This is a genomic window from Oceanobacillus sp. FSL K6-2867 (genome assembly GCF_037963145.1).
Taxonomy (GTDB): Bacteria; Bacillota; Bacilli; order Bacillales; family Amphibacillaceae; genus Oceanobacillus.
In genome coordinates this window covers 3,808,623-3,832,773 of the sequence record NZ_CP150144.1, presented here as the reverse complement: position 1 = coordinate 3,832,773, position 24,151 = coordinate 3,808,623, and the positions used below count along the sequence as shown (strand labels likewise).

Genomic DNA, 24,151 nt, shown 5'->3' with positions numbered 1-24,151 from the left:
ACCATCGCAATAATTTTTATAAAAAAAACCTCAAAAGTTAGTATTTAAAGCTAACTTTTGAGGTGCAGTAAACGATAATTATTTTTTATATGAGTTTACATAAATATCTTTTTTCAGCTGTTTTAAAATAGCTCTCCTAGTTAAAATACCATCAAAATAACCTTCCTGGTCCACTAAGCATACAAAGGCATGATCAATTACTGCATTTAATCCATCCAGGAGTGTATGGTTCCTTGTCAAGGTTGGTATATCACTACTCATTACTTCTTTAACACGCATTTCAGAAAGCTTTTCAATTTCAAATCGTTCCATGCCTAAAATTTGATTTAAAATCGCTGTTTTTCCAATGATTCCTACAAATTTATACGATGCATCAAGCACTGGGACAGCAGAATAACCAGATTTCACCAGCACCAGCAATGCATGTTCCAATGGATTATTTAATTGCACATGGGCAACTTTCTCTGACGGAATTAATAAATCATCTACCGAGATATTAGCAAACTCCTTATCTTGAATAATACTCATTAAACATACGCCCCTTTATATATCTATTCGATTTATTCGTAAATTGATTTCGATTGATTCTATAATTTTTGACTCGCCACCACCTCTATATTAACATAACTAAAATTTGGATACATCTTATAACCAATTTCAGTTGCAAAAACGGCGCACTCATATAACAACATGAGCATATGTTCATATAATATAGAAGTAAATAGAGTGCAATCCCCAACTGATTAACGAGCAATCAATTGAAGAAGTAACAAACATTTAAAGTACTATCGACTCAACAAGGATTAAAGTCCTATACTTGCATTTTCAGAGGTATTGCTCAGTTAATGAAATAGCTAAAATATCAGAATGTAAAACACTCAATGGTTTAACATCAATTAAAATGTTTAAATCAAATGCATCTCGTAAAAACCTAAGGGATAAGACAATAAGCATGTCGTCTTTGTTTTTTTCTAGAGCAGACTATCGTTTATAAAATTGCGGAAAATTAACAAATAGCTTTTTCCTGCATACTGATGCTGCTGCACTTGCCTTTAGTTTACTTAGATTTATAATAGGCGAAATAAAACAACTATAACGCTTTGAAATAATTGCTGCATTTATTGGAGTGTGCGATAAATATATTTTTCATACGGCTCTTTTGCAGTGACTCAAGTTAAAACATGAATATTCGCAGTGCCATTGTTTCACATACTTTGTGATCTGCTCATTCCATCAGCGCACTTACTGCTGGATTACTGATAATTCTATCTGGATGCAATATTGCTGATCCACTTGCTAGCTTGCTTGCAGCTGTTTTATTTTAATTTCAGTATTCCGAGTAACGAAAGTCTCTTTACATATTCTAATAAGGGTAAACCAAAGAATATGGATGTTGAGTCATTGAAAAATTGTATGGTGGAATTAAATAGAAACAAGGATGCACATTATATTCGCGTTTGGTTCATTACATTTGAATTTCTATCCATGAGCTAAAATATCGTTGTCAGTAAAAATTTTAATCGTGATCAAAATCTGCAAACCGTTAACGAGCAAATTAAAAACTGTTTAATATTAAACATTGCACCATTCAAATCCTGGTAATTGGCTCCCATCCGCATAATAGTTGTGATTCTTGTTTTTGACTGTATAATTAGAAACAGATGGTTTATTACTATATATATGCCTAACCATAAAGGGGTAGCTAATGAAAATACACAAATTCAGTAAAAATGAAGAAATTGTCAATGCAATCACACACGGTATTGGTGCACTTTTAAGTATTGCAGGATTGATATTGTTATTGAAATATACAATACCTACTAAAAACCCCTGGCTTATCATATCAAGTATTGTTTTTAGCAGCACCATGCTTATCATGTATCTTTCCTCAACGATTGTTCACAGTTTACCTGAGGGAAAATGGAAAGACATCTTCCAAATTTTTGACCATTCGGCAATATACTTATTTATCGCAGGATCTTATACCCCATTCCTTCTCGTGCATTTGAGGAGTGATATCGGCTGGATTTTGTTTGGAATTATATGGAGTATTGCTATTCTTGGAATTGCTTTTAAAATACTTTTTGTTAAACGTTTTGTGATCCTATCAACAGTATTTTATATTCTGATGGGTTGGCTTATCGTATTAGTATGGGAGCCATTAACTGCTGTATTACATGAAACAGCAGCCATACTTCTGATGACAGGCGGACTCTTCTATACAGCCGGCACCCTCTTTTATGTCTGGCGAAGCTTTAAATATCACCATGCGGTATGGCATCTCTTTGTCTTAGCAGGATCCGCATTTCATTACGCTACTGTTTTTTATTACGTTATTTAAAATTTATCAACGCAACTATTCCCATTTTCATTTCAATAAAGTTTATATAAACTTCGAACTAACTGCCAAGGTATGAGTAAGCCCCGCCGTCCGGGATCGCTTCGGGCGGATGCTTTCCGTGGGCACGACTTCAGCCTCTCCGGAAGAAAACCACTTCCTGCGAGTCTTCAGACACGTGCTGTTCCCACAGGACAAGGAATGCTTCGTCAGCATTTACATCCTATTTTGAGGTGTCACCGCCCTCCGCTCACCCGGACTGGTTAAAATGAAAACTTTGTTTATGTTACTACTGTGGAATGTAGCAAAGCAAAATTAGCGGAGGAAACACACGCAGACTTCTGCGGGATACGTGACCAGAGTGAGACGCTGAAGAACGGAGTTCGAAGAGCGTCGGGTCACCCGCGAAAAGCGGAGTGTGTTTCCGGAGCGGGTATACGCACATACCGTAATTGCACTAATCCGGAGTTTCCTTCAAATAGTGCCAAAGGTTTCCGACAATTTTTGAGAAAAGATAAGCTAACAGCTATTCATTGTATCTGAAAATCAGTTAATACGTTTAATTTATTTTGAAAATTCTATATAATTTAATTATAGGTAAATCATTGAATAATGTCAATTAATTGAACGATTGATGTTAATAGTATTAAAGATTCTTTTATTTTTATCCTACCATGTATTCGTGCTATAATTTTACCATCTGTTTAATGATTCAGGAAAGGTATGACAAAGATGAATCGACGCTCTTTTATTAAAAGATCCATAGGAAGCATCCTTGCTTTCATCGGTCTTAGTGGTGGCACTTATTATTATTCTAAAGAAATTGAAACACATTTACTAAAAGTTACAGAAGAAACTATTTCTTCTTCTAAAATAGATTCGATTTTTAACGGTTTCAAAGTTATTCAATTTTCGGATACACATATCGGTTTTCATTATTCGTTAAATCAGCTAAAAGACCTTGCAAATCAAATAAATGCACTAAACCCCGACTTGATTGTTTTTACTGGCGACCTGGTTGATGAACCAAATAATTATCGCTGGGGACCTGAGCTAAACAACATCCTTCAATCCATGCAAGCAACCTACGGAAAGTATTGGATATATGGAAATCATGATCATGGCGGTTACGGAACGGATATTGTCTATGAAGTAATGGAACATGCAGATTTCCACCTGCTCCAAAACTCACATGCTATTATTACAAAGGATAACTCCCATTTCATACTGGCGGGTGTTGATGATGTCATGCTCGGAAAGCCAGATTTAAATAAGGCTTTAAATAATTCAGATCCTAATCTTTTCACATTACTGCTTGCACATGAACCGGATTATGCAGATACAGTCTCTGGTTTTCCTGTAGATGTCCAACTCTCTGGGCACAGTCACGGCGGCCAGGTGCGATTTCCATTTATCGGAGATTTGTATACTCCCTTACTTGCGGAAAAATATGTTCAAGGAAAATATTATTTGAACGAAAATAACCTTAAATTATTCGTAAACAGCGGGATTGGCACAACAAGGCTGCCATATCGTTTCCTTTGCAAGCCGGAATTACACGTTTATACACTGCAGCATGATTCAGAATAAAATGAAATAGATTACTTCTATTTCATCTATGCAGCAGGGTACTTCCTATTTAATCAAGATAAAAATTGTCATAAAGTATTCATTGGGATGTGCACCTAGTTAAAGTACTAATGTTATACTTACTTTAAGTATGTACAAGTAATTATCCAATAGAAGTCATCAATTATTTCATAGATTTGGAAAGGAGAATCTAATGAAGCATTTATTTATCCTAATAGGACTTAGTATCCTTTTATCAGCTTGTGGAGGATATGAAATTGAATCAAACATTTCTGAAAAAGTTGCAGACTTTAATTTTACAACACAAGACAATGAAAAATTAAGCCTTGACGACCTAAAGGGCGAATGGTGGATTGCTGACTTTATCTTTACAAATTGTACAACAGTATGCCTGCCAATGACTGCCAACATGGCTGCTTTGCAAACCAAACTGGAAGATGAGGGTATTGATGCGAAACTCGTATCATTTAGTGTTGACCCTGATTTTGATTCACCTGAAGTACTAAAGGCATATGGTAAGAGTTATCAGGCGGATTTCAGTAATTGGTACTTCCTTACAGGATATGATTTCAATACAATCAAAGACCTGTCCGTCAACTCTTTTCGAAATCTTGTAGAAGCTCCTCCTGAGGGTTCTGATCAAGTATATCACGGAACTCGTTTTTTCTTGGTAAGTCCTGAGGGTGAGGTAATTAAATATTATGGCGGCGTGGAATCAAGTGAAATAGATTTAATTGTTGAGGATTTAAAAAAGGTTCAATAATCAATATGGCCTAAACCTGAAAAGTGGAAATTAATTCTTCCACTTTTCAGGTTTTATTTTTCACTTGCAGTCCCTAAAGCTATACAACAATCTTTCTCGCTCGGATACAAATACAGGTATTTATTTGCCTCCGGACAAGCTTTAGGTTAGGATAGAATTAGAATTGAACGATAGAAAGGAGACAAATAATGAAGCAGGATATTCCACTGCAAGACTTGGCTCAAGCGCTTTTTACTATTAACCGCCATGCAAAAACAGCACCCGAGCCAAAACATTTATACCAAATTAAAAAAACGACTATTAATAAATTATTAGAAGAAAATCGAGCTGAAAAAGTAGGGTTGCATTTTTCAGATCATCCAAAGCGGAGTAACCAACACTCAACATTACTCGTGAAAGTGGATAATTATTTTTTCCATATACCTCCATCAAAGGAAGACTTCAAACAGCTGAAACATCTTGGTTCCCTTGATCAAAGTTATCGGAATCCCCAGTCAAAAATGTCATTGTCGCTGGCGAAACGAATTGTCTATCAATTTATTGATTGGAAACCAGAAAAAAAAGTACAGCAAAGGAAAAAAAGTTACACTTCATCCTACTATACTCCTTCCTCGCTCGGAAAAATGGAATGGCCTCCAACTAGATCACGTCATAATTCGTAACTCCACCGCCTAAATGTTTATCCCTTGTTAATTTAAGGGTATTGCACAATTAAAGGAGGAGTTTACCATGCAAGAGCTGCAGAATTTTGTATACGAATTGCAACGTTATGCCGATCAAACGCACACTCTGAAGGATACATTTGAACAACTATCTGAAACAGAAAAAGAGTTAGTAATGAATGTAGCCCCGCCAAGCTTAAAAGCACCTGACGAATATTTCCAACCCGTCTACGAATGGCTGGAAGCTATTCATCGATTGCGAGAATAAAATGATCCAAGCACATTGCATTTCTGCATGTGCTTTTTTCACGAAAAATATACTGCTAATGACTAATCTCTAGACCTTATAGTCCACTTCACTAATTGAATCCTTTTATTTTTGTCCATCTTACCTATCTATTTAAATTAATTTAGAATAAAACGTTTAATTAATATCGCTATTGATAAAAGAATTCCGAAAAAAGATATACTTTGAAGGGCGATTTTTGCCACTTCCATTCCATTTCCAATTATTAAACCTGTTCCAGAAACGATTGCTATAATGAGCAAGCTGCTGATACTATAAATAAGAAGTCTGTCAAATTTCATTTGAACAACCCACTTAATTATTGATTTCACACAAAAATAGAGAATCAAAATACTTAAAATACCACAAAATAAATAAACATAATACGCATCAATACCAATATTCCCAATATGGATAAACGTCATAAGTTCCATGTGCATCAATCTGTTCGCACCCTTTCTAAACTGTATATCTAACTATTTTTCCCAATGTTTTTAATCCATATACCATTATTTGGTTCGTTCTTTTGATATAATCATAATTAAATACAATGGGGTATGGGAGTGAATATTGATTGAACAAACCTATATTGCTTATTATTATTGGAGCTGCACTTTGGGGGACGATTGGCTGGTTTGTAAAGTATCTTTACACGTTTGGATTTACTCCAATGGAAGTTGTTACTTTACGAGTGTGGTCTTCAGCTATTATATTAATTACATACATGCTAATTCTTTCACCAAATACTTTTAGATTAAGGCATTATGGCGACATTAAGTATTTTATTGGAACTGGAGTATGCAGTATTATTTTTTTTAATTACTGCATGTTTACTGCCATTGAATTATCTACTATACCAATAGCTACTGCATTGTTATATACTGGTCCAGCTTTTGTAGCAATTATTTCTTTTTTCTTATTTAAAGAGCCTTTTACACGTATTAAATTAGTTGCCCTTTTTATGACCTTAATTGGAGCATGTTTAGTAGTTGGCTTATTGCCAGGCAATATAAAAAATCTTGACCTCGTTAGCATACTATTTGGTCTTGGCTCCGGATTGGGATATGCATTATACAGCATTTTCAGCAAATTTTCCTTGGAAAAGTATTCAAGTATACAAGTGTCAACATTTACATTTATTGTGGCCGGAGTCACACTTTTGCCCTTTTTTCCTTATCAAGAAAAATTTTCTTTACTTTTTAATGCATCAGCATTATTTTATGCAGTAGGACTTGGCCTTTTTCCTACTGCATTGGCATACATACTTTATACGTATGGATTACAATATACAGAAGCCTCTAAAGCTTCCATTTTATCAACCATTGAACCGGTGGTTGCAACGCTCATTGGTATATTTATCTTTATGGAGCCCTTTACATATTTACAAGCATTAGGAATGGGGTGTATTATTGGAGCTGTTCTTATCGTTCAGCTTTATGGAAGGAAAAAACAGGTCTATAAACAAAAGTGTAATTCGATTCTCTAACGGTTAGCAATTTATTAATTCCAAAATCTCTTAAACACACAAAAGCAGGAATGTTTTCACATTCCTGCTTTATGAATCCCCTTAACGATTCATTTCAAGATCTTTATTTCGGAGAGCTTTTACATTTGCTTCTTGCCTTTTCTCTAACCGCATCTCTATTTGTGTAATTCTCTCTTCGTCATTTAATAGATCTTGCTTATTTTGCTTAACTAGTTGTTCAAAATTTAATGCTCTGGGTCTCATCTGTTACACTCCTTATTATGTTCTAACTATATTATACCTCAAATTTATCGTTATAAATCTAAATTATTTGAACATTTTATTAAAAAATTGTCACACTTCTTCATAATTTTGTCATATTTTATTATTTTACAAGAAAAGGCGGTAATTATATGCAATCTTTAATCAATAACAATGTAAAAAATATCCAAATTTCAGGTATTCGACGATTCTTTCAAATGGTTGCTGATGAAAAAGATGTTGTCCAACTTACAATTGGTCAACCTGATTTCCAAACACCTGATTATGTAAAATCAGCAGCCTCCAATGCAATATTCCAAAATAAAACGACATATACACATAATGCCGGTATAATTGAATTAAGAAAAGCAATCGCAACATTCAATGAAAAGAATTATGGAATAAGCTTTGATCCAGCTTCAGAAATTATCGTCACTTCAGGAGCTTCCCAGGCAATTGACATCACATTCCGCACGATTCTTTCCCCTGGGGATGAGGTTATTTTGCCTGGACCAATCTATCCAGGTTATGAACCATTAATTACACTTTCTGGTGCCAAGACTGTTTACGCGGATACAACCAATACTAATTTCAAACTAACTAAAAAAGCATTAGCTGAACATATTACACCAAAAACTAGATGCATTGTACTGCCTTACCCTTCGAACCCTACCGGTGCATCTTTTACAAGAGCAGAATTACTTGAATTAATCGATGTGTTAAAGGATAAAGATATTTTCATTCTCGCAGATGAGATTTACAGTGAATTAATTTTTGACAGAGAGCATATTTCAATTGCTAGTTTTCCATCCGTAAAAAATAAAACAATCGTAATTAACGGTTTATCCAAATCACATTCTATGACAGGATTTCGTGTTGGATATGTGTTAGCGCCTGCCTGGATAAGTGAACATATTTTAAAAGTACATCAATATAATGTTTCATGTGCTTCTTCTATTAGTCAGTATGCAGCATTAGAAGCATTAACACATAATACAGACAGTGTTCAATTGATGCGGGAAGCTTACAAAAAGAGAAGAGACTATGTTTACGAACGATTACATCGAATGGGTTTGTCCGTCACTAATCCAGATGGAGCCTTTTATTTTTTCCCAAAATTTCCAATCAAGGAAATGAGCTCGCTTGAGCTCGGCTTAGCTCTCGTCCGAAAAGGTAAAGTGGCTTTAGTTCCTGGCGATAGTTTCTCTTCATTGGGAGAAGGATACATGCGACTATCCTATGCTTATCACCCAGATACCCTAACAGAGGGACTAAACCGAATAGAGTCCTTTTTACAACACGAACAATTAAAATAATATAGACTAGCTTTTTGTTGTTGGTTTTTCATGTTTTACTTTCTCATAAAGATTTAATAACCGATCAAGCTCTTGACTGATGTAGATAGACTCATTATCCGTAAACCCTTTCCTTAACGCTACGTCAGTCATCTTTTTACGCAAAAATTCAATACGACTAAGAATATTTTCTGTAGATTTCATTTAAAATAACATTCTCCAATCCTTAACTAAATCTAATTTACGATCAATTCCAGCAATAAAATATTTCATCAACTAAGCAGGCTCTTTTTCGTGAAAAACAAACGAATGTTCCTAGTATGTTTTAGTATACTATTTATAATCAAAGTTACCAAATAATTATATTAAAACTCCGTCTATTTTTCATCTTATATTATAAAATCCTTAGAAAGGTTAAAATTCGATTCCTTCTTAACTCTGTGGTACTATTAAATTGAAACTTGTACAGGAGGGGTGACTTCTATGTCAGAAGTCAAAAAGAAAAATGAATGGCTTGAATGGACAAAAGCTATCATTATAGCCATTTTAATCGCTCTTTTCCTTAGAACCTTCATCTTTGCAACCTCAATTGTAGAGGGAGAAAGTATGGATCCAACCTTAGAGGATGGAGAAAGAGTTATTTTTAACAAGCTGATCTATATTCTTGGTGAACCAGACCGTGGAGATGTTGTCATCATTCAAAGACCAACAAAAAACTATGTAAAAAGAGTAATTGGGTTACCTGGTGAAACCATTGAAATAAACGGAAGTGATTTGATTATAGATGGTAAAAAATATGTCCAAACCTTTTTAACAGATGATGCTTTATATAGAACCGGAAATATTGGACCGCTTACCATCCCACAGAACAGCTATTTTGTTATGGGTGATAATCGGGCAATTAGTAAGGATAGTCGCAATGGGCTCGGATTTATTCAAGCTGAGGAAATAATTGGGAGATCCGAAATAATTATCTATCCATTCAGTGAATGGGCATTAACAAAATAATACAATCATACGCATCCTTTTATAAAGGGGCAGCTTTCCGTGAGAAAGCTGCCCCTTCTCTTATTCCCATTTACTTTTCATTATCCAGCAAACAGTACCCGATGTTAAGCGCGAGAACCCCAAAACAAACTACACCAAATAAAATTTCCATCGATATGGCACCCCTTTCATTTTACCTAGCTGAGCTTTACAATATATTAAATATCTTAAACCTTTCTCTATCATACCAATATCGTCACCCTAAATAAAGCAAAATATGATAAAATCATAGAAGGAAATATCGAGCGATTTGATTCAATTTATGTAAATTGTAATTCCAATCAAAGTCAATGATCTATATGATAGTAAATCAGAATGCTTGCCATTTCCAAGTCAACATAAAACAACGTATATGTGCAGTCCAAACTGGAGGTGGCTTATTATGTTTCACTGTCCTAATTGTGGGACAACCGTTAAGGAAAAGGAGCAATATTGTATTAAATGCGGAAAACCATTACCAAAAGATATAGAAAGCAGGATTTTTAATAAACGGAAATTTAATAAATTCTGGCTCGTCCCGATAATTGCAGTACTATTGATTGCTTCGTTGGCAGGGGTATATCATTTAATTTTAAAAAGTCAGACTGCTGAAGCAAAAGAGTTCTACGCACAAGGCGAACAGCAATTTATAGAAGGAAACTACGAAAAAGCCCAAAAGCTTTTTACAAAATCAATTGATAGCCATCCTAATTTTAAACAAGCAAAAACAGCTCTTGCATTCTCTGATCTTGCTTTACAAATTGAGGATTCGTTAAGCAATGCGAAACAATTGCAGGAAGAAAGCAGTTTTCAGAAAGCTAGCTCCGTTGTTCATGATGCTTCTCAGTTATTAAATAATTATAAAGGAACAGCAGTTGACCAAATGATTAATCAAATAGAAACGGTACGCAATCATTTAAAAATTGCAGAGCTAACACACCACTTAGAACAAGATCCTGGAATTGATGATTTAAAGGTTATGCTTTGGGATGCAGAAGCTATAAACCAAAACGATGCAAGAGAGCTTACACAAACGATTCGCGACCAGATTATTGATTATTCCTTCACAAAAGCAAGTGAACAACTGAATCAAAAACAATTCAGTGATGCTCTCCTTTTAGTAAAAGACGGCTTAAAATATGCACCGGATTCAGAAAAACTTGATAGCCTGCAAATAACTATTGAGAAAGAAAAAGCAGCATTTGAAACAGCCATGGAGCAACGAATTGAGCAAGCAATGAACAGTGCAGCACAGGAAAATGAATTAAATGAAAACGATGCAATCGAACTCGCTGCTGCAAGTATAAAAAAAGACAAACAAGAAAATATCTTCGTTGAAGGTGAAGTAAAAAGTGTTGCTACTATTCCGGTACACTCCGTTGTAGTCGAATATACAATCTCTACAAAAAACGGCTCGGAAATTCTAACAAATGAAGTTGTTACATTCCCAGATGTTCTCTATCCCGGTGAAACGGGTAAATTCGAATTCACGCATTATGATTTAGATAAAAAACCGAGCAGTCTTGAAATAAAGGTAACTAAAATTACATGGTATACTGAATAATTCCATGTAAAATATATATGCAAAAAAAGAGGATGAAAAAAGTGAAGCAGCCTCTATAATTGTACCATTAACGAGGTGAACATCTATGCAAAGCAAGCGATATCTGCCTATTATTACATCCGTCATCGTTTTAATCATCGGTACGATTGTAATTAGCAATATCCATATTAACTGGAAATCCCAACAACCACTCATTAATAATCCAATGGTGAACAAAGTTACACATGATCAGGCATCAATCGATTTAAAGTCGATTATTCATGAAGCAGAAAAATCGGTTATTCAAATTGAAGGACAGAATGAGCAAAGCACATTTACTGGTTCTGGTTTTCTATATAATGAAAAAGGTGACATTATTACCAACGCACATGTTATTAAAGATTCGGACACAATCTTCGTTCGAACGGCCAACGCCCAAATTTATCCGGCAGCTGTAGTGGGTATTGGTGAAGAGATCGATGTAGCTGTGATTCGTGTTCCGCAGCTAGCTAGTAGAACTCCCCTCCCAATCTCATCTGAAAATCTGGCGGAAATTGGCGATGAAGTAATCGCTTTAGGGAGCCCGCATGGTTTTCAAAACACCGTAACACTTGGTATTATTTCTGGTGGTGACCGTAATTTTACCGTTGATGGCTATAATTATTCAAATATTTATCAAATATCAGCACAAATCTCTCAGGGGAATAGCGGTGGTCCTTTAATTAAGCGAGACACTGGTGAAATAATAGGTATTAATTCTGTCGGAACACAAGATGGTACAATTGGGTTCAGTATTCCAATTGTCGAGGTGCTGGATCAAATCACACAATGGTCCAATGAAGCTGAGAACGATCAACTTGAATTCTCAAGCATAACAGACCTCATTAGTTCTTCGGATTCCGATCAGGTTCTCGATGGAGCAGTATACTTAACAGAGTATTTTTTAGAAAACATATCAATTCGGGATTATGTTGGTGCATATACATTGCTTGGAAGCTCACTTCAAACGGAATCCACCTATCAGGAATTTCGCAATAAGTATATTAACACCATTTCACTTGATTTTTCTGAAGTGGAAAGCAAGATAATGGAGAACAATCGAATCAAAACAGTGGTTGATATAACTATGGAACGAAATGTTCCAAATAAGCATAAGACCAAAAAAGAAACGAAATCATATGAATTTATTATAGGCTATGAAAATGATCAGTTGAAAATTTTAAGTTATGGCGAACCATCTCAAGAGAGCAGCTAACCTAAACGATTATTTAAAAACTAGTGCAAACGTCTATACACAATATCCCTGATTGCATAAAGTAATACTGTACAATCGGGAGGTGAAAAAGCATGGGCTTTGGATATGGCGGATTCGACTGTGGAGGAGGCTACAACAATTACAGCTGCGGTGGTGGCTACGGAAGCAACTTCGCACTAATCGTTGTGCTTTTTATACTATTGATTATTGTAGGAGCTGCGTTTTACTGCTAATTAAAAAAATGGCTTGTGCTAGACAACGTGCAGCACAAGCCACTTTTATTTATGAAAAATTACATATATTAAATAACGGCTGCATCAATTATCCAATAATAACTCTTTCTTTCGGATAATTGTATTTTGCTTTCTTCTTCTTCTTTGTAAACATGAGCAGAAATGTGATAATCCCAACTCTCCCGATAAACATAAGTATCATGAGGATGATTTTACTAAAAGTACTTAATTCTCCTGTAATTCCGAGTGACAGCCCCACTGTTCCAAAGGCGGATGTTACCTCAAAAAGGATTTGATCCAGCGTAAATGGTTCAAAAATTGACATGAGCAATAGCGAACTAAAAACCAAAATAAATGCTACTAATGTAACTGTCACTGCTTTCGACATATCTCCATCATAAATTTCTCGATTGAATATACGAATACTTCTTCCGCCACGAATATAGGTAATGATATAAATTAATGCTAATGCAAATGTCGTTGTTCGAATCCCTCCACCTGCACTGCTCGGTGATGCCCCGATAAACATCAAAAATGAAAGAAATAAATGGTTTGACTCAGAAAGCAAGCTAACATCCATAGTTGACAGGCCGCCACTTCTAGTTGTTACTGACTGAAATAAGGCGTAGAAAAACGATTCATGCCATGATTTCCCAGCAAAGAAATGGTTTATGTCCAATAAAAAAATGCCTACTGTGCCTGCACCGATTAAAATAAAAAATGTGAACGTTGTTAGCTTAGTAAACAAACTGAACCGAAAGAAGTTCCGTCTTCCTTTTTTATAAAATAAGTATTCCTTTATTTCTATCCAAACTGGAAAACCAATCGCCCCCAGAATAATTAGCACCATATAGATAAATTGCACAAAATAGTCATGCTTGTACGGGATTACCGATTGTCCTGTAATGTCAAAACCCGCATTCGATATCGCACTGATTGTTCCAAAAAAGCCATGCAAGTACGCTTCACTAAATGTTGGAAAATAGCGCAAAAAATACGTCCCTAATATGAGAAAACCAATAAATTCAATAACAAGCAATACATAAATGATTTGCTTAATTAATCGAACCATTCCTTGAAAACTCGTTTGGTTCTGATCCGTCATAATTAAGCTTCTCTCTTTAAGACCAATTCGTTTTCCTAAAAGAAGCCAAATCAGTGTGCCTATTGACATAATCCCAACTGCGCCTAGCTGCATAATCATTGCAAGCACAATGATCCCAAACGTACTTAAAGTATCTACAATCGATATCGTGCTTAATCCAGTAACACTGATTGCACTTACTGCTGTAAATAATAAATCAATGAAGCCTATCTGCACTCCAACTTGATGTGTAATTGGTAATGATAATGTAAGTGTAGATAACAATACCGCAATAAAGTAAAACAATAATAACATTTGTACCGGCGATAAACGATTTAATATCCGATACTTCGAATAATGCATTTTCATAACATTGCTCCTAGCTGTGAAAAAATTGAATGAACTAACATTAAGCCAGTTCTTTAAATTTTACAAGTAATTCTCTTCCCTGATAGCCTTGCTCAATGAGGTCGGTTAGCAAGTCTTCAATTATATGTTTTCTGCGGTCAATAATTGTACCGAGAAACAATACATTAATATTGTCTCCGATCTCGTTTATTCCAAGTACAGTTGTAATAAACGTAGCAGGTTCATTGCTTTCTTTTGTAATCGTTGCCTGTACCATTATTTCTCCCTGCTCCCCATGAAGTTTATTAAAGTAATCGAGATATGACGTATCTGTATAGGCTTCAATCAACCATTGGCCTTTATCGTCTTCTCTGTTGATGATCAGACCATCAAGCAGGTTAATATTCGTTTGCTCAATTTCTTCATCGTCATGGTCAACAATTTCCAAACGTTTTAATTTAAATGTCTTCATTCTATTCCCCTTCTTCCTGCTTCATTTCATTAAATAGAGTGTACCAAAAATAAAAGGAAATTAGTATGTATCCGTGTATTTTTTCAAAAGTTTACCCACATCCTGCCAGGGGTACTTACATACCAACTGCAAAATCTTGCATTAAACCTAAATTATGAATAGATTACAAACAGAAACTACAATACTAAACATCTCCAAAAGATTTGAAAGAAACTCCGAACTAATGATTCTTTGCTTAATCGGAGCAATAGTTGCCGTCCGGGATCGCTCCGGGCGGATGCTTTCCGTGGGCACGGCTTCAGCCTCTCGGGAAGAAAATCACTTCCTGCGAGTCTTCAGACACGTGCTGTTCCCACAGGACAAGGAATGCTTCGTCAGCATTTACATCGCACGAAGAAAATTGGTTTTTATTTTCGAGGAGTCACCGCCCTTCACTCACCCGGACTGTTTAGAGCACCGATTTTGTTAGGTGTATTCTACTAATAGTAGTCAGTGAGCCAGTTCTAGCGGAGGAAACACACGAAGACTTCTGCGGGATACGTGGCCAGAGTGAGACTCTGAAGAACGGAGTTCGAAGAGCGTCGGGTCACCCGCGAAAAGCGAAGTGTGTTTCCGGAGCGGGGGTACGCACAATCTCTCAATGCATATTAATTAGAAATTTATAATAAAAATTAAGGAGTGTAGTTATGATTATGGCTTGGTTAGTTCTTATTTTAATTACTGCAGCCGTCTTAGTCTTTATTTTAGTTAACCGAAAAAAAGGCAAGGACCCAAACCATGATGCATCTGTTACAGTAGAAGAAAAAGCTGCGCTTAATACGGATTATTTAACACATGGTGTAAATAACAACAAAAATGACGGAGAGAAAATCTAACAGACATCCACTGGGTGTCTTTTTATTTATTCGAGCTAATAAAAACCGTTTCAATTATTGTATAATTAAAATACTCACCACCTGAGTTAAAAGGAGTTGATGCAGTTTATTATCCCGCAAAACCTCCCCCACTCCGCTGAATATATAATAAATTGGAGCGAGATGTATAATGAAATGGATTCCTTTACTAATATTATTATTGTTTTCAGGTTGTTCCAGCTCTGACACTGCTATCATTGAAAAGATTGATACAGTACCCGACGAAATAGAAAAAAATCCCATACTCGTTGAACAGCAAGAAGAAAAGAGCGAGGAATTTATTGAGTTTTCTCTTGAAGATGAACAAATTCTAATCAGCTTAAAAATGGTGCCTATTTTAAGTGAATATCTAAAAGGAGTCAGCAACCGTAAACAAGCCATTAATAAAATGCATTTACAAAGAATTTCTGCAGAATCCCATGCCATTTACCTACTTGAATTTTCCTGTGTTAAGGACTCATGCTCTTATTTACTTTTTTATCCAACGAATGAAAAATTAGCTTATCTCGTTGCAGATATTGTAAAGTTTAATGATTTTATTTTTTCACCAGACGAATCAAAAGTAGTACTCCATTTTAATCGATTCCATTCCATAGAAAGTAATTTAGATACAGTCGTTGCAGTTGATCTAGAAAGCTGGAAGCTACTTTCTTTGAATAATGAAACAGGTAATGATACTATTTTAAATTATAGATGGCCATTTCTTTCCATTGAATGGCTCGATAATGAGAACATCACAATAGCTACTCCAGACATTATTGAACCGACTCTCGAACTCCTGACAGCGTGGCATGAATTCGATGATCGTCTTACAATCGATACCATTTTCAGTTTAACTTCAGATTAATTAAATAAGGAGGCTTACATATGAACCAAACTGTTGAAACAATACTTAATCATCGTTCCATTCGAAAATTCAAAGATGAACCTGTTACAAAGGAGCAAATCCATACAATTATTAAAGCTGCGAGACAGGCTTCAACGTCAAGTAACGTGATGGCATATACTATTATTGGTATAACTGATACTTCGTTAAAAGAAGAGCTTTATAAGGTTTCTGGCCATTTACATGTAAAAAATAACGCTCATCTCTTTATTTTTTGTGGAGATTTGAATCGGATCAATCAACTGGCGGATGATACAGTATCTATTGAGGATAATTTAGAAAGCACGGAACAATTTATTGTCGCAACGATTGATGCCGCACTAGCAGCGCAAAATGCAACAATAGCTGCTGAATCGATGGGACTTGGAATCTGCTATATCGGCAGCCTGCGAAATGATATAAACCGTGTAAACGAACTTCTAGAATTGCCTCAGCATGTCCTTCCACTTTTTGGACTTGTTGTTGGGCACCCTGACCATCAACCAGATATTAAACCAAGACTCCCTTTAGAGGCTGTTTATCACGAAAATAAATACTTGCCATTTCAGGAGCAGCAAAAATTTATTGAGGCTTATGATAATGAGATAGAACAGTATTATCAAACCCGCTCCTCCAATACAAAAATAGATACATGGACTGATCAAATGATTCGCAAATTCAGTCAACCGACCAGAATGGATGTATCTCCTTTTGTGAAACAAAAAGGTTTGAATAAAAAATAAAATTTCTCTAAAAGTCCTCTAAAGTATGAAAAACGATGTATTCGGGTAGAATGCATCGTTTTTTAATCGAATTCCAATTGCTCGATATGATGAAAATTTGTTTGTATTCCATTCAGCCAAAACTTAGCGGAAATCTTCAAATTCTGATCTGAAGTTTCTGGATATTTGAGCAAAATTGTAGGTTGATGATAAATACTGCCTTGCTGAAGAGTCTTTGCTAACTTTTCTTCTGTAAAATCTTGTATCTTTTCATCGAAATAAGCAGAAACTAATGGTGTTTGATGTTCAAGTAAAATATCCTCCTTTCCTACATACTGAAGAGAACATTGCACTTGAATATTTTCCCTAACATCTTCCACCCTCATATGTAACAGCAGATTATCTTCAATCTTAATCGTGGAAGTTGATGTAACAACCTCCCCCTTCTCTTTCCCATCAATTATTATAAACATTAGTGCGGTAATACCTATTAATAAAATACTAATAAAGACAATAACCTTTTTTATTTCTGCCCCTCCTCCCTCAAAAGAACTCCCACTATATAGGACGAATGAACCGACTTAAATGTTTCAAAAATAGCATTATTTACTTATTTTAACTGTAAATGGAAATAAATACAAAGTATATTAACCCCCATTTTAATTCACCATAAATAGTGTAAGTATACTCGAGGAGGGATTTAGGTGACAGTAGCAAGTCAAGTAAAACAAACAATAGCTGGTTTACGAAGTGCACAAGCAAGCTTTGAACAATTTGCGCTTCAAACTGAAAATAAACAGGCAAAACAGGTCTATCAAAATGCAGCACAACAAACAATGAACATACTGCAAACCGTTGAACCAAGAATGACACAAATCGAGCAAGAAGAGCCGCAATATAAACAGTAATAAACACCTCATAATACTCGTATGATATGTATTTCCCGATATACAAGGGGTTGTCTTTTGACAGCCTCTTACATATCTCTAAAGAAAGTTGGGTGTGAATATGTATAAAAAAAGCTTTATTCTATACACTGGTCTCGTATTGTTACTTACAGCATGTGGGAATGACTTAACTGCGGAACCCACTAAAAACAATGAAACAACGATTGATTTGACGAAAATATCAACCGGAGCATTAACTGATCAACAACCATCCAATGAAGCAAAAGACCTCCTGAGCAAGCATGATGAAATTACAACAGTAAAAGCTGTAAATACGGACGAGGCCATGTTGATAGCTATTGAAATAGAACACATGAAACGCTTTGAATTGGCAAAAATAAAAAAACAATATCAGAAGGAAATGAAAAAACAATTTAAGAATTTGGATGTTGAATTTTCTACAGATAAAAAAATAATTATTGAGCTGGATAAACTGGAAAAACAAATACTTAATAATGAAATTTCCAGTAAAGAATTAAAAAAACGCTTAAAACAAATTGTTACATTGTCTAAAGAACAGACCTAATAGAAGGAGTGATAACCATGTCAGATGAGAAAAAGAAAAACCTTCCTCCAGAAGCACAGGAATATCAGGATTTTCAATCAAAAAGAGAAGTAAAAAGACCTATTTTTAAAAATTGCATTAAGGCTTTTCTCGTCGGCGGATTCATTTGTTTTATTGGGCAAATCATAACAACCTTTTATATCTATTTTTTCCATTTCACCGAAAAAACCGCTGGGAACCCAACAACTGCAACATTAATCTTTATCACAATGTTATTAACAGGTTTCGGATTTTATGACAGGATTGGTCAATTTTCTGGCGCAGGATCAGCAGTGCCAGTTACAGGGTTTGGAAATGCGGTTATCTCTTCTGCGATTGAATATCGAACAGAGGGCTTTATTTTAGGCGTCGGTTCAAACATGCTTAAATTAGCTGGACCAGTAATTGTTTATGGGGTGTTTGCCGCCTTTGTCATTGCCTTAATTAAGACAATACTCATACAGTGGGGTGGTTTTTAATGCTTACAGGACATCGAACTTGGATTTTCGAAAATAAGCCTGTAATCCTTACAGCTGGAACTGTCGGTGGACCTTTCGAAGCAAATGGCAACATTCCCGAATCATTTGATATTTTGCACGACGATATATGGCTCCAGCAAGATTCCTTTGAAAAAGCACAGCAAACAATGATGGAAGAAGCTTGTCAAATTGCTATTAAGAAAAGTCCTATCGATAAAGAACAGGTAGAATTTTTCATTAGTGGAGATTTAATCAATCAGATTACACCTACAAGTTTTGCTGCTAGCACTATGGGACTTCCTTATTTCGGATTGTTTAGTGCCTGTGCAACTTCTATGGAGAGTTTGGCATTATCTGCAGCAATTATAAATGGAAATGGTGCAAATTATATCTTAAGCGGCTCTTCCAGCCATAATGCTGCAGCTGAAAAGCAATTTCGCTACCCAACAGAATACGGAGGGCAAAAGCCACCGACAGCACAATGGACTGTGACAGGTGCTGGTTGTATCCTGCTTGCTAAAGAAGGTGTCGGCCCAATAGTCACTTCGGCAACAATTGGAAAAGTAGTGGATATGGGAATGACGGACCCTTTTAACATGGGAGGTGCAATGGCTGCAGCCGCTGCAGATACTATCGAAGTGCATTTAAAGGAACGAAATGTAGACCCATCTTTTTATGATTTAATTATTACAGGTGATCTTGGGCATGTAGGGAGAGAAGTATCACTTGATTACATGCATGGACGTAATATTCCAATAGAAGAAGATAAATACGTTGACTGCGGGTTAACCATTTATCGAGAAGGACAACCAGTTCTTGCTGGAGGCAGTGGTTCAGCCTGTTCAGCAGTCGTAACCTATGGCCACTTTTTAAAACAACTTATACAAGGTGAATTGAATCGTATTCTCGTTGTAGCCACTGGTTCCTTGCATTCTCCTTTAAGTGTGCAGCAAAGCGACCCGATTCCATGTATTGCACATGCAGTATCAATTGAAAGAAGTGAAATTTTATGATATTTTTCTGGGCATTTCTTATAGGTGGGTTAATATGTGTGATTGGACAAATTATGTTTGATGTTTTCAAACTATCACCTGCGCATACATTAACTATTCTTGTGGTTAGTGGGGCAATTCTGGATGGATTCGGATGGTATGAGCCATTAATTGACTTTGCCGGAGCTGGTGCGACTGTTCCAATTACAAGCTTTGGTAATTCACTTGTCCACGGTGCCATGCAGGAAGCAGAGCGCCACGGACTTATCGGTGTTGTGACGGGAATGTTCGAGGTAACAAGTGCTGGTATTTCAGCTGCAATCGTTTTCGGAGTGATTGGAGCTTTGATATTTAAACCAAAAGGATAAACGGAGTTGATCATATGACAGTCGGGTCACAGGTAAAAGGCTGCTATTCATCCATTAAAAGCATTGAATCCAGTCTTGAAATACTTGCAAACAAGGTTCAGGATGAGCAAGCTGAACAAACTTTTAAGATGGTAGAAAACATCATTTCCGAGATAAAAAGGGATTTGCATAATCAGGTTATTGAACTTTCAAAGCAGGAACCGCAGTATTGAGACTTGGCCATATACGCCATATAGAAGATTCCTGAACGAATACCTCCATTTCACAATATAATTCTTTATTTTAATATCTGTCATTTAGAAAGGGTGAAAACAAATGCCAGAATGGATTATTGTTATTTTAAGGTCTCTGACGTTAATTGCTTTGTTATTTTTTATGATTAAATGGTTAGGGACAAAACAACTATCTCAGTTAAATATCTTCGAAACCATTTCCGGCATTGTACTTGGTGGAATTGCTGCTATTCATACAATTGATCCAAACACGAATTTCGCACACGCTGCCATCGCAATGATTATCTGGTTTATCGTTCCATATGGTGTTGAGAAAATTTCGCTAAAAAGCAAATCTTTCCGAGATTTTACACAAGGAAAAAGCACCGTATTCATTCAAGATGGAAAAATCATGGAAGAAAATCTAAAAAAAGAAGGCTATTCTACAGATGATTTATTAGAAAAGCTTCGCGACAAAAATATATTTTTGGCATCGGATGTTGAATTCGCCGTATTAGAGCCCACTGGTTCTGTAAATGTATTACCAAAAAGAGAAAACCTTCCACTTACAGCAAAGGATCTCGGTATAACGCTCTCTCCAGCGAAAGAGCCCCAAACGGTTATCATGGATGGAAAAATGCTGCTTGAGCCATTAGCTAATTTATCACTTAATCCAAATTGGCTGGAAACAGAGCTGGATAAACTCAACGTTAGTATAGAAAATGTGTTTTTAGCCCAAGCAGATAATGACGGTCAGCTTTTCGTTGACTTATTTGATGATCAAATCGCAGTACCGGAACCAACTGAAAAACCGCTATTATTAGCCACCATGAAAAAATGTCAAGCAGATCTCGAACTTTTCACTCTGGCTACTGAGAATCATGAATCAAAGGAGCTCTACAGGCGAAATAGTGAAAAAATGCAACAAGCAATTGATCAAATTTCCCCTTATTTAGAATAAGTCTCTATTTTATTTAGACAATTTCGTGTACGATAGAAAGAGAAATCATCCAAAATCTACACGAAAAGGAATGAATGGTGTGAAAGAAAAAATTAAGGCATATCGCTTCCCTATTATTTTGTTATCCTCTATTATAGTCGGATCAATTATCGGAATAATTTTTGGTGAACAAGCCACATTGATCAAACCACTAGGGGATATCTTTATAAATCTACTATTTATGGTTGTTGTACCACTCGTTTTCTTTACGATTTCATCTGCAATCGCAAGCATGGATAGCATGAAGCGGCTTGGTAAAATTATGGGTTCAATGATGACAGTATTTATCCTTACAGGAATTATAGCCTCTTTTATTATGCTCGCAGCGACAGTTATTTTCCAACCTGGTTCAGGAGTGGATATACCACTGATTGAACCTGAAGAAGTAGAAGAAGTCAGTTTAGCTGATCAGTTGGTAGAAACATTTACCGTCCCCGACTTTGTGGAGTTATTTTCCCGGTCAAATATGCTTGCACTAATTATCTTCTCCGTTTTAATTGGAGTGGCTACTGGTTTAACTGGTGAACAAGGAAGACCATTCGCCAGATTTTTAACAAGCGGATCAGAAGTATTTATGAAAATCATTCAGCTTGTTATGTACTATGCACCAATCGGATTAGGGGCTTATTTTGCAGCACTAATTGGGGAATTTGGTACAGCCTTAATCGGAGATTATGCAAAAGCAATTATTATATACTACCCTGTTTCAGTTTTTTACTTTGCTATCGGTTTTACATTCTATGCATTTATTGCTGGTGGCAAAAAAGGAATTACCCGTTTTTGGAAAAATATTCTCGCACCAGCGGCAACTTCGCTCGGAACTGGAAGCAGTGTCGCAGCTATTCCAGCAAACCTTCAAGCAACTAAACAGATTGGAGTTCCAAAAGATATTCGAGAAACCGTAATCCCGCTTGGTGCCACTATACATATGGACGGTTCCTGCCTTTCTGCTATGTTAAAGATCGCATTTGTATTTGGCGTATTTAATATGGATTTCACGGGAATCGATACATTCCTGACTGCAATTGGCTTCTCCCTATTATCCGGGATCGTAATGAGCGGAATACCTGGTGGAGGTTTTATTGGGGAACTAATGATTGTTACATTATATGGCCTGCCAATCGAAGCTTTACCAATTATATCAGCAATTGGAGTGGTTGTTGATCCACCTGCAACAATGGTAAACTCCACAGGCGACGCTGTATCAAGTATGCTCGTTACAAGACAGGTTGAAGGACGGCATTGGATGGAAGCCACGGTAGATTAGCAAAACACGAGCGTTTGGAAAATCTCAAACGCTCGTGTTTCTGTATGTTTAGTTTTATAGAGGGATATCTCATGAAAAATCAGCAGTATTGCTTTTAAAATCGATCAGAGATAAGCATTAATCATTATTCAATATTTCTGACGCATAACAATCGCTCCATTTCGATTGACTTATAGTTGGAGAGCAATTTTTCCAAATTGTTTGCTCTCTTTTAAATAGTCAAAAGCAGCTTGTGCTTCATCAAGTGTAAATGTTCGGTCGACCACTGGATGCATTTGATAGTTTTCCATATGTTTCAGCGTAGCTTGTAACTCCTGCCTGCTCCCCATTGTTGATCCTAATAATTTATATTGACCATAGAAAAATGCACGTAAATTAAAATCAATACTATCATCTGTTGTAGCACCGAAAATCACAATTCGTCCGCCTTTTTTCAACACTTCTAAAGAACGATTAAATGTAGCTGCACCTACACTATCAATCACTAAATCAATCGTTTCATTTACTAATTCTTTTTCCCAATCACTATTTGTATCCAGTGCAATATCTGCTCCATGCTCTTTGGCTTTGTTTCGCTTATCCTCACTGCGAGAAGATACGATTACTCTTGCCCCTGCATTTTTAGCAAAAGCAATTAAATAAGTCGCTACACCACTGCCAGCGCCCGGAATAAATACCGTCTCACCCGCTTTAATTTTCCCTTGCGTAAATAATGCACGATAACCAGTTAATGCTGCAAGCGCGAATACACCCGCCTCTTCCCATGATAGATGACTTGGTTTCTTTTCCACCTGTTCTTCAGATAAGGCTATTTTCTCTGCAAACGTACCGTGATCAGGCATTCCCAATATATCAAAATCCTTTGGTGGCGCGTCACTATTATCATACCAGCGGAGTGACGGGTTAATAATAACTTCATCGCCGGCACGAACACGAGTAACAGCTTCTCCTACAGCCTCAATAACTCCAGCACCATCCGAACCAAGGATTAACGCATCTTTATCGTTTCCCATTCGATTCGGAATATATAGATCTCTACGATTCAACCCAGCCGTACGTAATGCAACAACTACCTCATGCGGGCCTGCAATAGGCTCGTTCATTTCTTTAACTTTCAGTTCCCCATGCTCCAGAACAAACGCTTTCATTCTCATCATCCTTTCTTAACAAAAAACTTATTTTCTCTAAGTTTAGTTTACTAGTTATATTCCAGGATGACA

30 protein-coding genes are annotated in these 24,151 nt (G+C 36.2%); 22 read left to right on the top strand and 8 right to left on the bottom strand.

All coding sequences use genetic code 11. The annotated features are described in order from the left end of the window. Positions 1–78: 78 nt before the first annotated feature. Entirely contained in the window at positions 79–528 is a 450-nt protein-coding gene (gene cbpB, locus NSQ77_RS18500; protein ID WP_339227545.1) for a cyclic-di-AMP-binding protein CbpB, read from the bottom strand. Between the two features lie 1,177 nt (positions 529–1,705). Between cbpB and NSQ77_RS18495 the strand changes: the two genes are divergently transcribed. The 5 genes from NSQ77_RS18495 to NSQ77_RS18475 all read left to right on the top strand — a co-directional run bounded on the left by NSQ77_RS18495 (position 1,706) and on the right by NSQ77_RS18475 (position 5,621). Beyond that, the gene (locus NSQ77_RS18495; protein WP_339227544.1) at positions 1,706–2,341 is read left to right on the top strand and encodes a hemolysin III family protein; all 636 of its coding nucleotides are present in this window, start codon (positions 1,706–1,708) and stop codon (positions 2,339–2,341) included. A gap of 729 nt (positions 2,342–3,070) precedes the next feature. After that, on the top strand, positions 3,071–3,928 hold the full coding sequence (locus NSQ77_RS18490) for a metallophosphoesterase (RefSeq protein ID WP_339227542.1): 858 nt from the start codon (positions 3,071–3,073) through the stop codon (positions 3,926–3,928). Between the two features lie 193 nt (positions 3,929–4,121). Further along, on the top strand, positions 4,122–4,691 hold the full coding sequence (locus NSQ77_RS18485) for an SCO family protein (protein ID WP_339227541.1): 570 nt from the start codon (positions 4,122–4,124) through the stop codon (positions 4,689–4,691). A gap of 188 nt (positions 4,692–4,879) precedes the next feature. Further along, complete coding sequence (locus NSQ77_RS18480; RefSeq protein ID WP_339227540.1) at positions 4,880–5,353, top strand: YkyB family protein; 474 nt, start codon at positions 4,880–4,882, stop codon at positions 5,351–5,353. A gap of 67 nt (positions 5,354–5,420) precedes the next feature. After that, positions 5,421–5,621 (top strand): hypothetical protein, encoded by a 201-nt coding sequence (locus tag NSQ77_RS18475; RefSeq protein ID WP_339227539.1) that lies wholly within the window; start codon positions 5,421–5,423, stop codon positions 5,619–5,621. Between the two features lie 137 nt (positions 5,622–5,758). On the opposite strand, the gene NSQ77_RS18470 is transcribed toward NSQ77_RS18475, so the two are convergent. Continuing rightward, a complete protein-coding gene (locus NSQ77_RS18470; RefSeq protein ID WP_339227538.1) occupies positions 5,759–6,079 on the bottom strand; it encodes a hypothetical protein in 321 nt (106 codons plus the stop codon). Positions 6,080–6,213: 134 nt separating this feature from the next. On the opposite strand from NSQ77_RS18470, the gene NSQ77_RS18465 reads away from it, so the two are divergent. Beyond that, positions 6,214–7,125 carry an EamA family transporter gene (locus NSQ77_RS18465; protein ID WP_339227537.1) on the top strand — a complete coding sequence of 304 codons (912 nt, stop codon included), beginning with the start codon at positions 6,214–6,216 and terminating at the stop codon, positions 7,123–7,125. 81 nt (positions 7,126–7,206) lie between these two features. Here the strand turns inward: NSQ77_RS18465 and NSQ77_RS18460 are convergent, their stop codons facing one another. Next, positions 7,207–7,368, bottom strand: coding sequence for an FbpB family small basic protein (locus NSQ77_RS18460; RefSeq protein ID WP_095308415.1), 162 nt, complete (start codon positions 7,366–7,368; stop codon positions 7,207–7,209). 149 nt (positions 7,369–7,517) lie between these two features. Here NSQ77_RS18460 and NSQ77_RS18455 point away from each other — a divergent pair, with 149 nt between their 5' ends. Beyond that, positions 7,518–8,681 carry an aminotransferase A gene (locus tag NSQ77_RS18455; protein WP_339227536.1) on the top strand — a complete coding sequence of 388 codons (1,164 nt, stop codon included), beginning with the start codon at positions 7,518–7,520 and terminating at the stop codon, positions 8,679–8,681. Positions 8,682–8,687: 6 nt separating this feature from the next. On the opposite strand, the gene NSQ77_RS18450 is transcribed toward NSQ77_RS18455, so the two are convergent. After that, positions 8,688–8,864, bottom strand: coding sequence for an aspartyl-phosphate phosphatase Spo0E family protein (locus tag NSQ77_RS18450; RefSeq protein WP_339227535.1), 177 nt, complete (start codon positions 8,862–8,864; stop codon positions 8,688–8,690). Positions 8,865–9,143: 279 nt separating this feature from the next. Between NSQ77_RS18450 and lepB the strand changes: the two genes are divergently transcribed. The 4 genes from lepB (at position 9,144) to NSQ77_RS18430 (ending at position 12,717) form a co-directional block, all read left to right on the top strand. Continuing rightward, positions 9,144–9,668 carry a signal peptidase I gene (gene lepB, locus NSQ77_RS18445; RefSeq protein ID WP_339227534.1) on the top strand — a complete coding sequence of 175 codons (525 nt, stop codon included), beginning with the start codon at positions 9,144–9,146 and terminating at the stop codon, positions 9,666–9,668. A gap of 421 nt (positions 9,669–10,089) precedes the next feature. After that, positions 10,090–11,250, top strand: a complete 1,161-nt coding sequence (locus tag NSQ77_RS18440; RefSeq protein WP_339227533.1) for a zinc-ribbon domain-containing protein — start codon at positions 10,090–10,092, stop codon at positions 11,248–11,250. Positions 11,251–11,335: 85 nt separating this feature from the next. Next, entirely contained in the window at positions 11,336–12,484 is a 1,149-nt protein-coding gene (locus NSQ77_RS18435) for a trypsin-like peptidase domain-containing protein (protein WP_339227532.1), read from the top strand. Between the two features lie 92 nt (positions 12,485–12,576). Next, positions 12,577–12,717, top strand: a complete 141-nt coding sequence (locus NSQ77_RS18430; RefSeq protein WP_339227531.1) for a YjcZ family sporulation protein — start codon at positions 12,577–12,579, stop codon at positions 12,715–12,717. A gap of 88 nt (positions 12,718–12,805) precedes the next feature. On the opposite strand, the gene NSQ77_RS18425 is transcribed toward NSQ77_RS18430, so the two are convergent. Beyond that, positions 12,806–14,170 (bottom strand): TrkH family potassium uptake protein, encoded by a 1,365-nt coding sequence (locus NSQ77_RS18425; RefSeq protein WP_339227530.1) that lies wholly within the window; start codon positions 14,168–14,170, stop codon positions 12,806–12,808. A 40-nt stretch (positions 14,171–14,210) separates the two neighbouring features. After that, positions 14,211–14,621 (bottom strand): YwpF-like family protein, encoded by a 411-nt coding sequence (locus NSQ77_RS18420; RefSeq protein ID WP_339227529.1) that lies wholly within the window; start codon positions 14,619–14,621, stop codon positions 14,211–14,213. A gap of 686 nt (positions 14,622–15,307) precedes the next feature. Between NSQ77_RS18420 and NSQ77_RS18415 the strand changes: the two genes are divergently transcribed. The 3 genes from NSQ77_RS18415 to nfsA all read left to right on the top strand — a co-directional run bounded on the left by NSQ77_RS18415 (position 15,308) and on the right by nfsA (position 17,143). Beyond that, positions 15,308–15,496: a hypothetical protein gene (locus tag NSQ77_RS18415; RefSeq protein ID WP_339227527.1), complete on the top strand. Its 189-nt coding sequence runs from the start codon at positions 15,308–15,310 to the stop codon at positions 15,494–15,496. A 169-nt stretch (positions 15,497–15,665) separates the two neighbouring features. Next, a complete protein-coding gene (locus NSQ77_RS18410) occupies positions 15,666–16,382 on the top strand; it encodes a hypothetical protein (protein ID WP_339227526.1) in 717 nt (238 codons plus the stop codon). Positions 16,383–16,402: 20 nt separating this feature from the next. Further along, a complete protein-coding gene (gene nfsA, locus NSQ77_RS18405; protein WP_339227525.1) occupies positions 16,403–17,143 on the top strand; it encodes an oxygen-insensitive NADPH nitroreductase in 741 nt (246 codons plus the stop codon). A gap of 62 nt (positions 17,144–17,205) precedes the next feature. Here nfsA and NSQ77_RS18400 read toward each other — a convergent pair whose 3' ends face one another. Further along, positions 17,206–17,595, bottom strand: a complete 390-nt coding sequence (locus NSQ77_RS18400; RefSeq protein ID WP_339227524.1) for a hypothetical protein — start codon at positions 17,593–17,595, stop codon at positions 17,206–17,208. Positions 17,596–17,826: 231 nt separating this feature from the next. On the opposite strand from NSQ77_RS18400, the gene NSQ77_RS18395 reads away from it, so the two are divergent. From NSQ77_RS18395 to NSQ77_RS18360, 8 genes are all read left to right on the top strand, one after another. After that, positions 17,827–18,030: a DUF1657 domain-containing protein gene (locus tag NSQ77_RS18395; RefSeq protein WP_339227523.1), complete on the top strand. Its 204-nt coding sequence runs from the start codon at positions 17,827–17,829 to the stop codon at positions 18,028–18,030. Between the two features lie 100 nt (positions 18,031–18,130). Continuing rightward, a complete protein-coding gene (locus tag NSQ77_RS18390) occupies positions 18,131–18,595 on the top strand; it encodes a hypothetical protein (protein WP_339227522.1) in 465 nt (154 codons plus the stop codon). Between the two features lie 17 nt (positions 18,596–18,612). Then, positions 18,613–19,092 carry a stage V sporulation protein AC gene (gene spoVAC / locus NSQ77_RS18385; protein WP_339227521.1) on the top strand — a complete coding sequence of 160 codons (480 nt, stop codon included), beginning with the start codon at positions 18,613–18,615 and terminating at the stop codon, positions 19,090–19,092. Beyond that, entirely contained in the window at positions 19,092–20,105 is a 1,014-nt protein-coding gene (gene spoVAD, locus NSQ77_RS18380) for a stage V sporulation protein AD (protein ID WP_339227520.1), read from the top strand. Before spoVAC ends, spoVAD begins: the two co-directional genes overlap by 1 nt. After that, positions 20,102–20,452: a stage V sporulation protein AE gene (spoVAE, locus tag NSQ77_RS18375; protein WP_339227519.1), complete on the top strand. Its 351-nt coding sequence runs from the start codon at positions 20,102–20,104 to the stop codon at positions 20,450–20,452. Before spoVAD ends, spoVAE begins: the two co-directional genes overlap by 4 nt. Positions 20,453–20,466: 14 nt before the next feature. Continuing rightward, complete coding sequence (locus tag NSQ77_RS18370; RefSeq protein ID WP_339227518.1) at positions 20,467–20,664, top strand: DUF1657 domain-containing protein; 198 nt, start codon at positions 20,467–20,469, stop codon at positions 20,662–20,664. Positions 20,665–20,767: 103 nt separating this feature from the next. Further along, positions 20,768–21,625: a DUF421 domain-containing protein gene (locus NSQ77_RS18365; RefSeq protein WP_339227517.1), complete on the top strand. Its 858-nt coding sequence runs from the start codon at positions 20,768–20,770 to the stop codon at positions 21,623–21,625. A 79-nt stretch (positions 21,626–21,704) separates the two neighbouring features. Further along, the gene (locus tag NSQ77_RS18360; RefSeq protein WP_339227516.1) at positions 21,705–22,931 is read left to right on the top strand and encodes a dicarboxylate/amino acid:cation symporter; all 1,227 of its coding nucleotides are present in this window, start codon (positions 21,705–21,707) and stop codon (positions 22,929–22,931) included. 170 nt (positions 22,932–23,101) lie between these two features. On the opposite strand, the gene NSQ77_RS18355 is transcribed toward NSQ77_RS18360, so the two are convergent. Further along, positions 23,102–24,079 (bottom strand): zinc-binding dehydrogenase, encoded by a 978-nt coding sequence (locus NSQ77_RS18355; RefSeq protein WP_339227515.1) that lies wholly within the window; start codon positions 24,077–24,079, stop codon positions 23,102–23,104. Between the last annotated feature and the right edge of the window lie 72 nt (positions 24,080–24,151).

Bases quoted from the DNA above. Each gene is read 5' to 3' on its own strand.
- cbpB (WP_339227545.1), bottom strand. From the start codon at position 528: ATGAGTATTATTCAAGATAAGGAGTTTGCTAATATCTCGGTAGATGAT.
- NSQ77_RS18495 (WP_339227544.1), top strand. From the start codon at position 1,706: ATGAAAATACACAAATTCAGTAAAAATGAAGAAATTGTCAATGCAATC.
- NSQ77_RS18490 (WP_339227542.1), top strand. From the start codon at position 3,071: ATGAATCGACGCTCTTTTATTAAAAGATCCATAGGAAGCATCCTTGCT.
- NSQ77_RS18485 (WP_339227541.1), top strand. From the start codon at position 4,122: ATGAAGCATTTATTTATCCTAATAGGACTTAGTATCCTTTTATCAGCT.
- NSQ77_RS18480 (WP_339227540.1), top strand. From the start codon at position 4,880: ATGAAGCAGGATATTCCACTGCAAGACTTGGCTCAAGCGCTTTTTACT.
- NSQ77_RS18475 (WP_339227539.1), top strand. From the start codon at position 5,421: ATGCAAGAGCTGCAGAATTTTGTATACGAATTGCAACGTTATGCCGAT.
- NSQ77_RS18470 (WP_339227538.1), bottom strand. From the start codon at position 6,079: ATGCACATGGAACTTATGACGTTTATCCATATTGGGAATATTGGTATT.
- NSQ77_RS18460 (WP_095308415.1), bottom strand. From the start codon at position 7,368: ATGAGACCCAGAGCATTAAATTTTGAACAACTAGTTAAGCAAAATAAG.
- NSQ77_RS18455 (WP_339227536.1), top strand. From the start codon at position 7,518: ATGCAATCTTTAATCAATAACAATGTAAAAAATATCCAAATTTCAGGT.
- NSQ77_RS18450 (WP_339227535.1), bottom strand. From the start codon at position 8,864: ATGAAATCTACAGAAAATATTCTTAGTCGTATTGAATTTTTGCGTAAA.
- lepB (WP_339227534.1), top strand. From the start codon at position 9,144: ATGTCAGAAGTCAAAAAGAAAAATGAATGGCTTGAATGGACAAAAGCT.
- NSQ77_RS18440 (WP_339227533.1), top strand. From the start codon at position 10,090: ATGTTTCACTGTCCTAATTGTGGGACAACCGTTAAGGAAAAGGAGCAA.
- NSQ77_RS18435 (WP_339227532.1), top strand. From the start codon at position 11,336: ATGCAAAGCAAGCGATATCTGCCTATTATTACATCCGTCATCGTTTTA.
- NSQ77_RS18430 (WP_339227531.1), top strand. From the start codon at position 12,577: ATGGGCTTTGGATATGGCGGATTCGACTGTGGAGGAGGCTACAACAAT.
- NSQ77_RS18425 (WP_339227530.1), bottom strand. From the start codon at position 14,170: ATGAAAATGCATTATTCGAAGTATCGGATATTAAATCGTTTATCGCCG.
- NSQ77_RS18420 (WP_339227529.1), bottom strand. From the start codon at position 14,621: ATGAAGACATTTAAATTAAAACGTTTGGAAATTGTTGACCATGACGAT.
- NSQ77_RS18415 (WP_339227527.1), top strand. From the start codon at position 15,308: ATGATTATGGCTTGGTTAGTTCTTATTTTAATTACTGCAGCCGTCTTA.
- NSQ77_RS18410 (WP_339227526.1), top strand. From the start codon at position 15,666: ATGAAATGGATTCCTTTACTAATATTATTATTGTTTTCAGGTTGTTCC.
- nfsA (WP_339227525.1), top strand. From the start codon at position 16,403: ATGAACCAAACTGTTGAAACAATACTTAATCATCGTTCCATTCGAAAA.
- NSQ77_RS18400 (WP_339227524.1), bottom strand. From the start codon at position 17,595: ATGTTTATAATAATTGATGGGAAAGAGAAGGGGGAGGTTGTTACATCA.
- NSQ77_RS18390 (WP_339227522.1), top strand. From the start codon at position 18,131: ATGTATAAAAAAAGCTTTATTCTATACACTGGTCTCGTATTGTTACTT.
- spoVAC (WP_339227521.1), top strand. From the start codon at position 18,613: ATGTCAGATGAGAAAAAGAAAAACCTTCCTCCAGAAGCACAGGAATAT.
- spoVAD (WP_339227520.1), top strand. From the start codon at position 19,092: ATGCTTACAGGACATCGAACTTGGATTTTCGAAAATAAGCCTGTAATC.
- spoVAE (WP_339227519.1), top strand. From the start codon at position 20,102: ATGATATTTTTCTGGGCATTTCTTATAGGTGGGTTAATATGTGTGATT.
- NSQ77_RS18370 (WP_339227518.1), top strand. From the start codon at position 20,467: ATGACAGTCGGGTCACAGGTAAAAGGCTGCTATTCATCCATTAAAAGC.
- NSQ77_RS18365 (WP_339227517.1), top strand. From the start codon at position 20,768: ATGCCAGAATGGATTATTGTTATTTTAAGGTCTCTGACGTTAATTGCT.
- NSQ77_RS18355 (WP_339227515.1), bottom strand. From the start codon at position 24,079: ATGAAAGCGTTTGTTCTGGAGCATGGGGAACTGAAAGTTAAAGAAATG.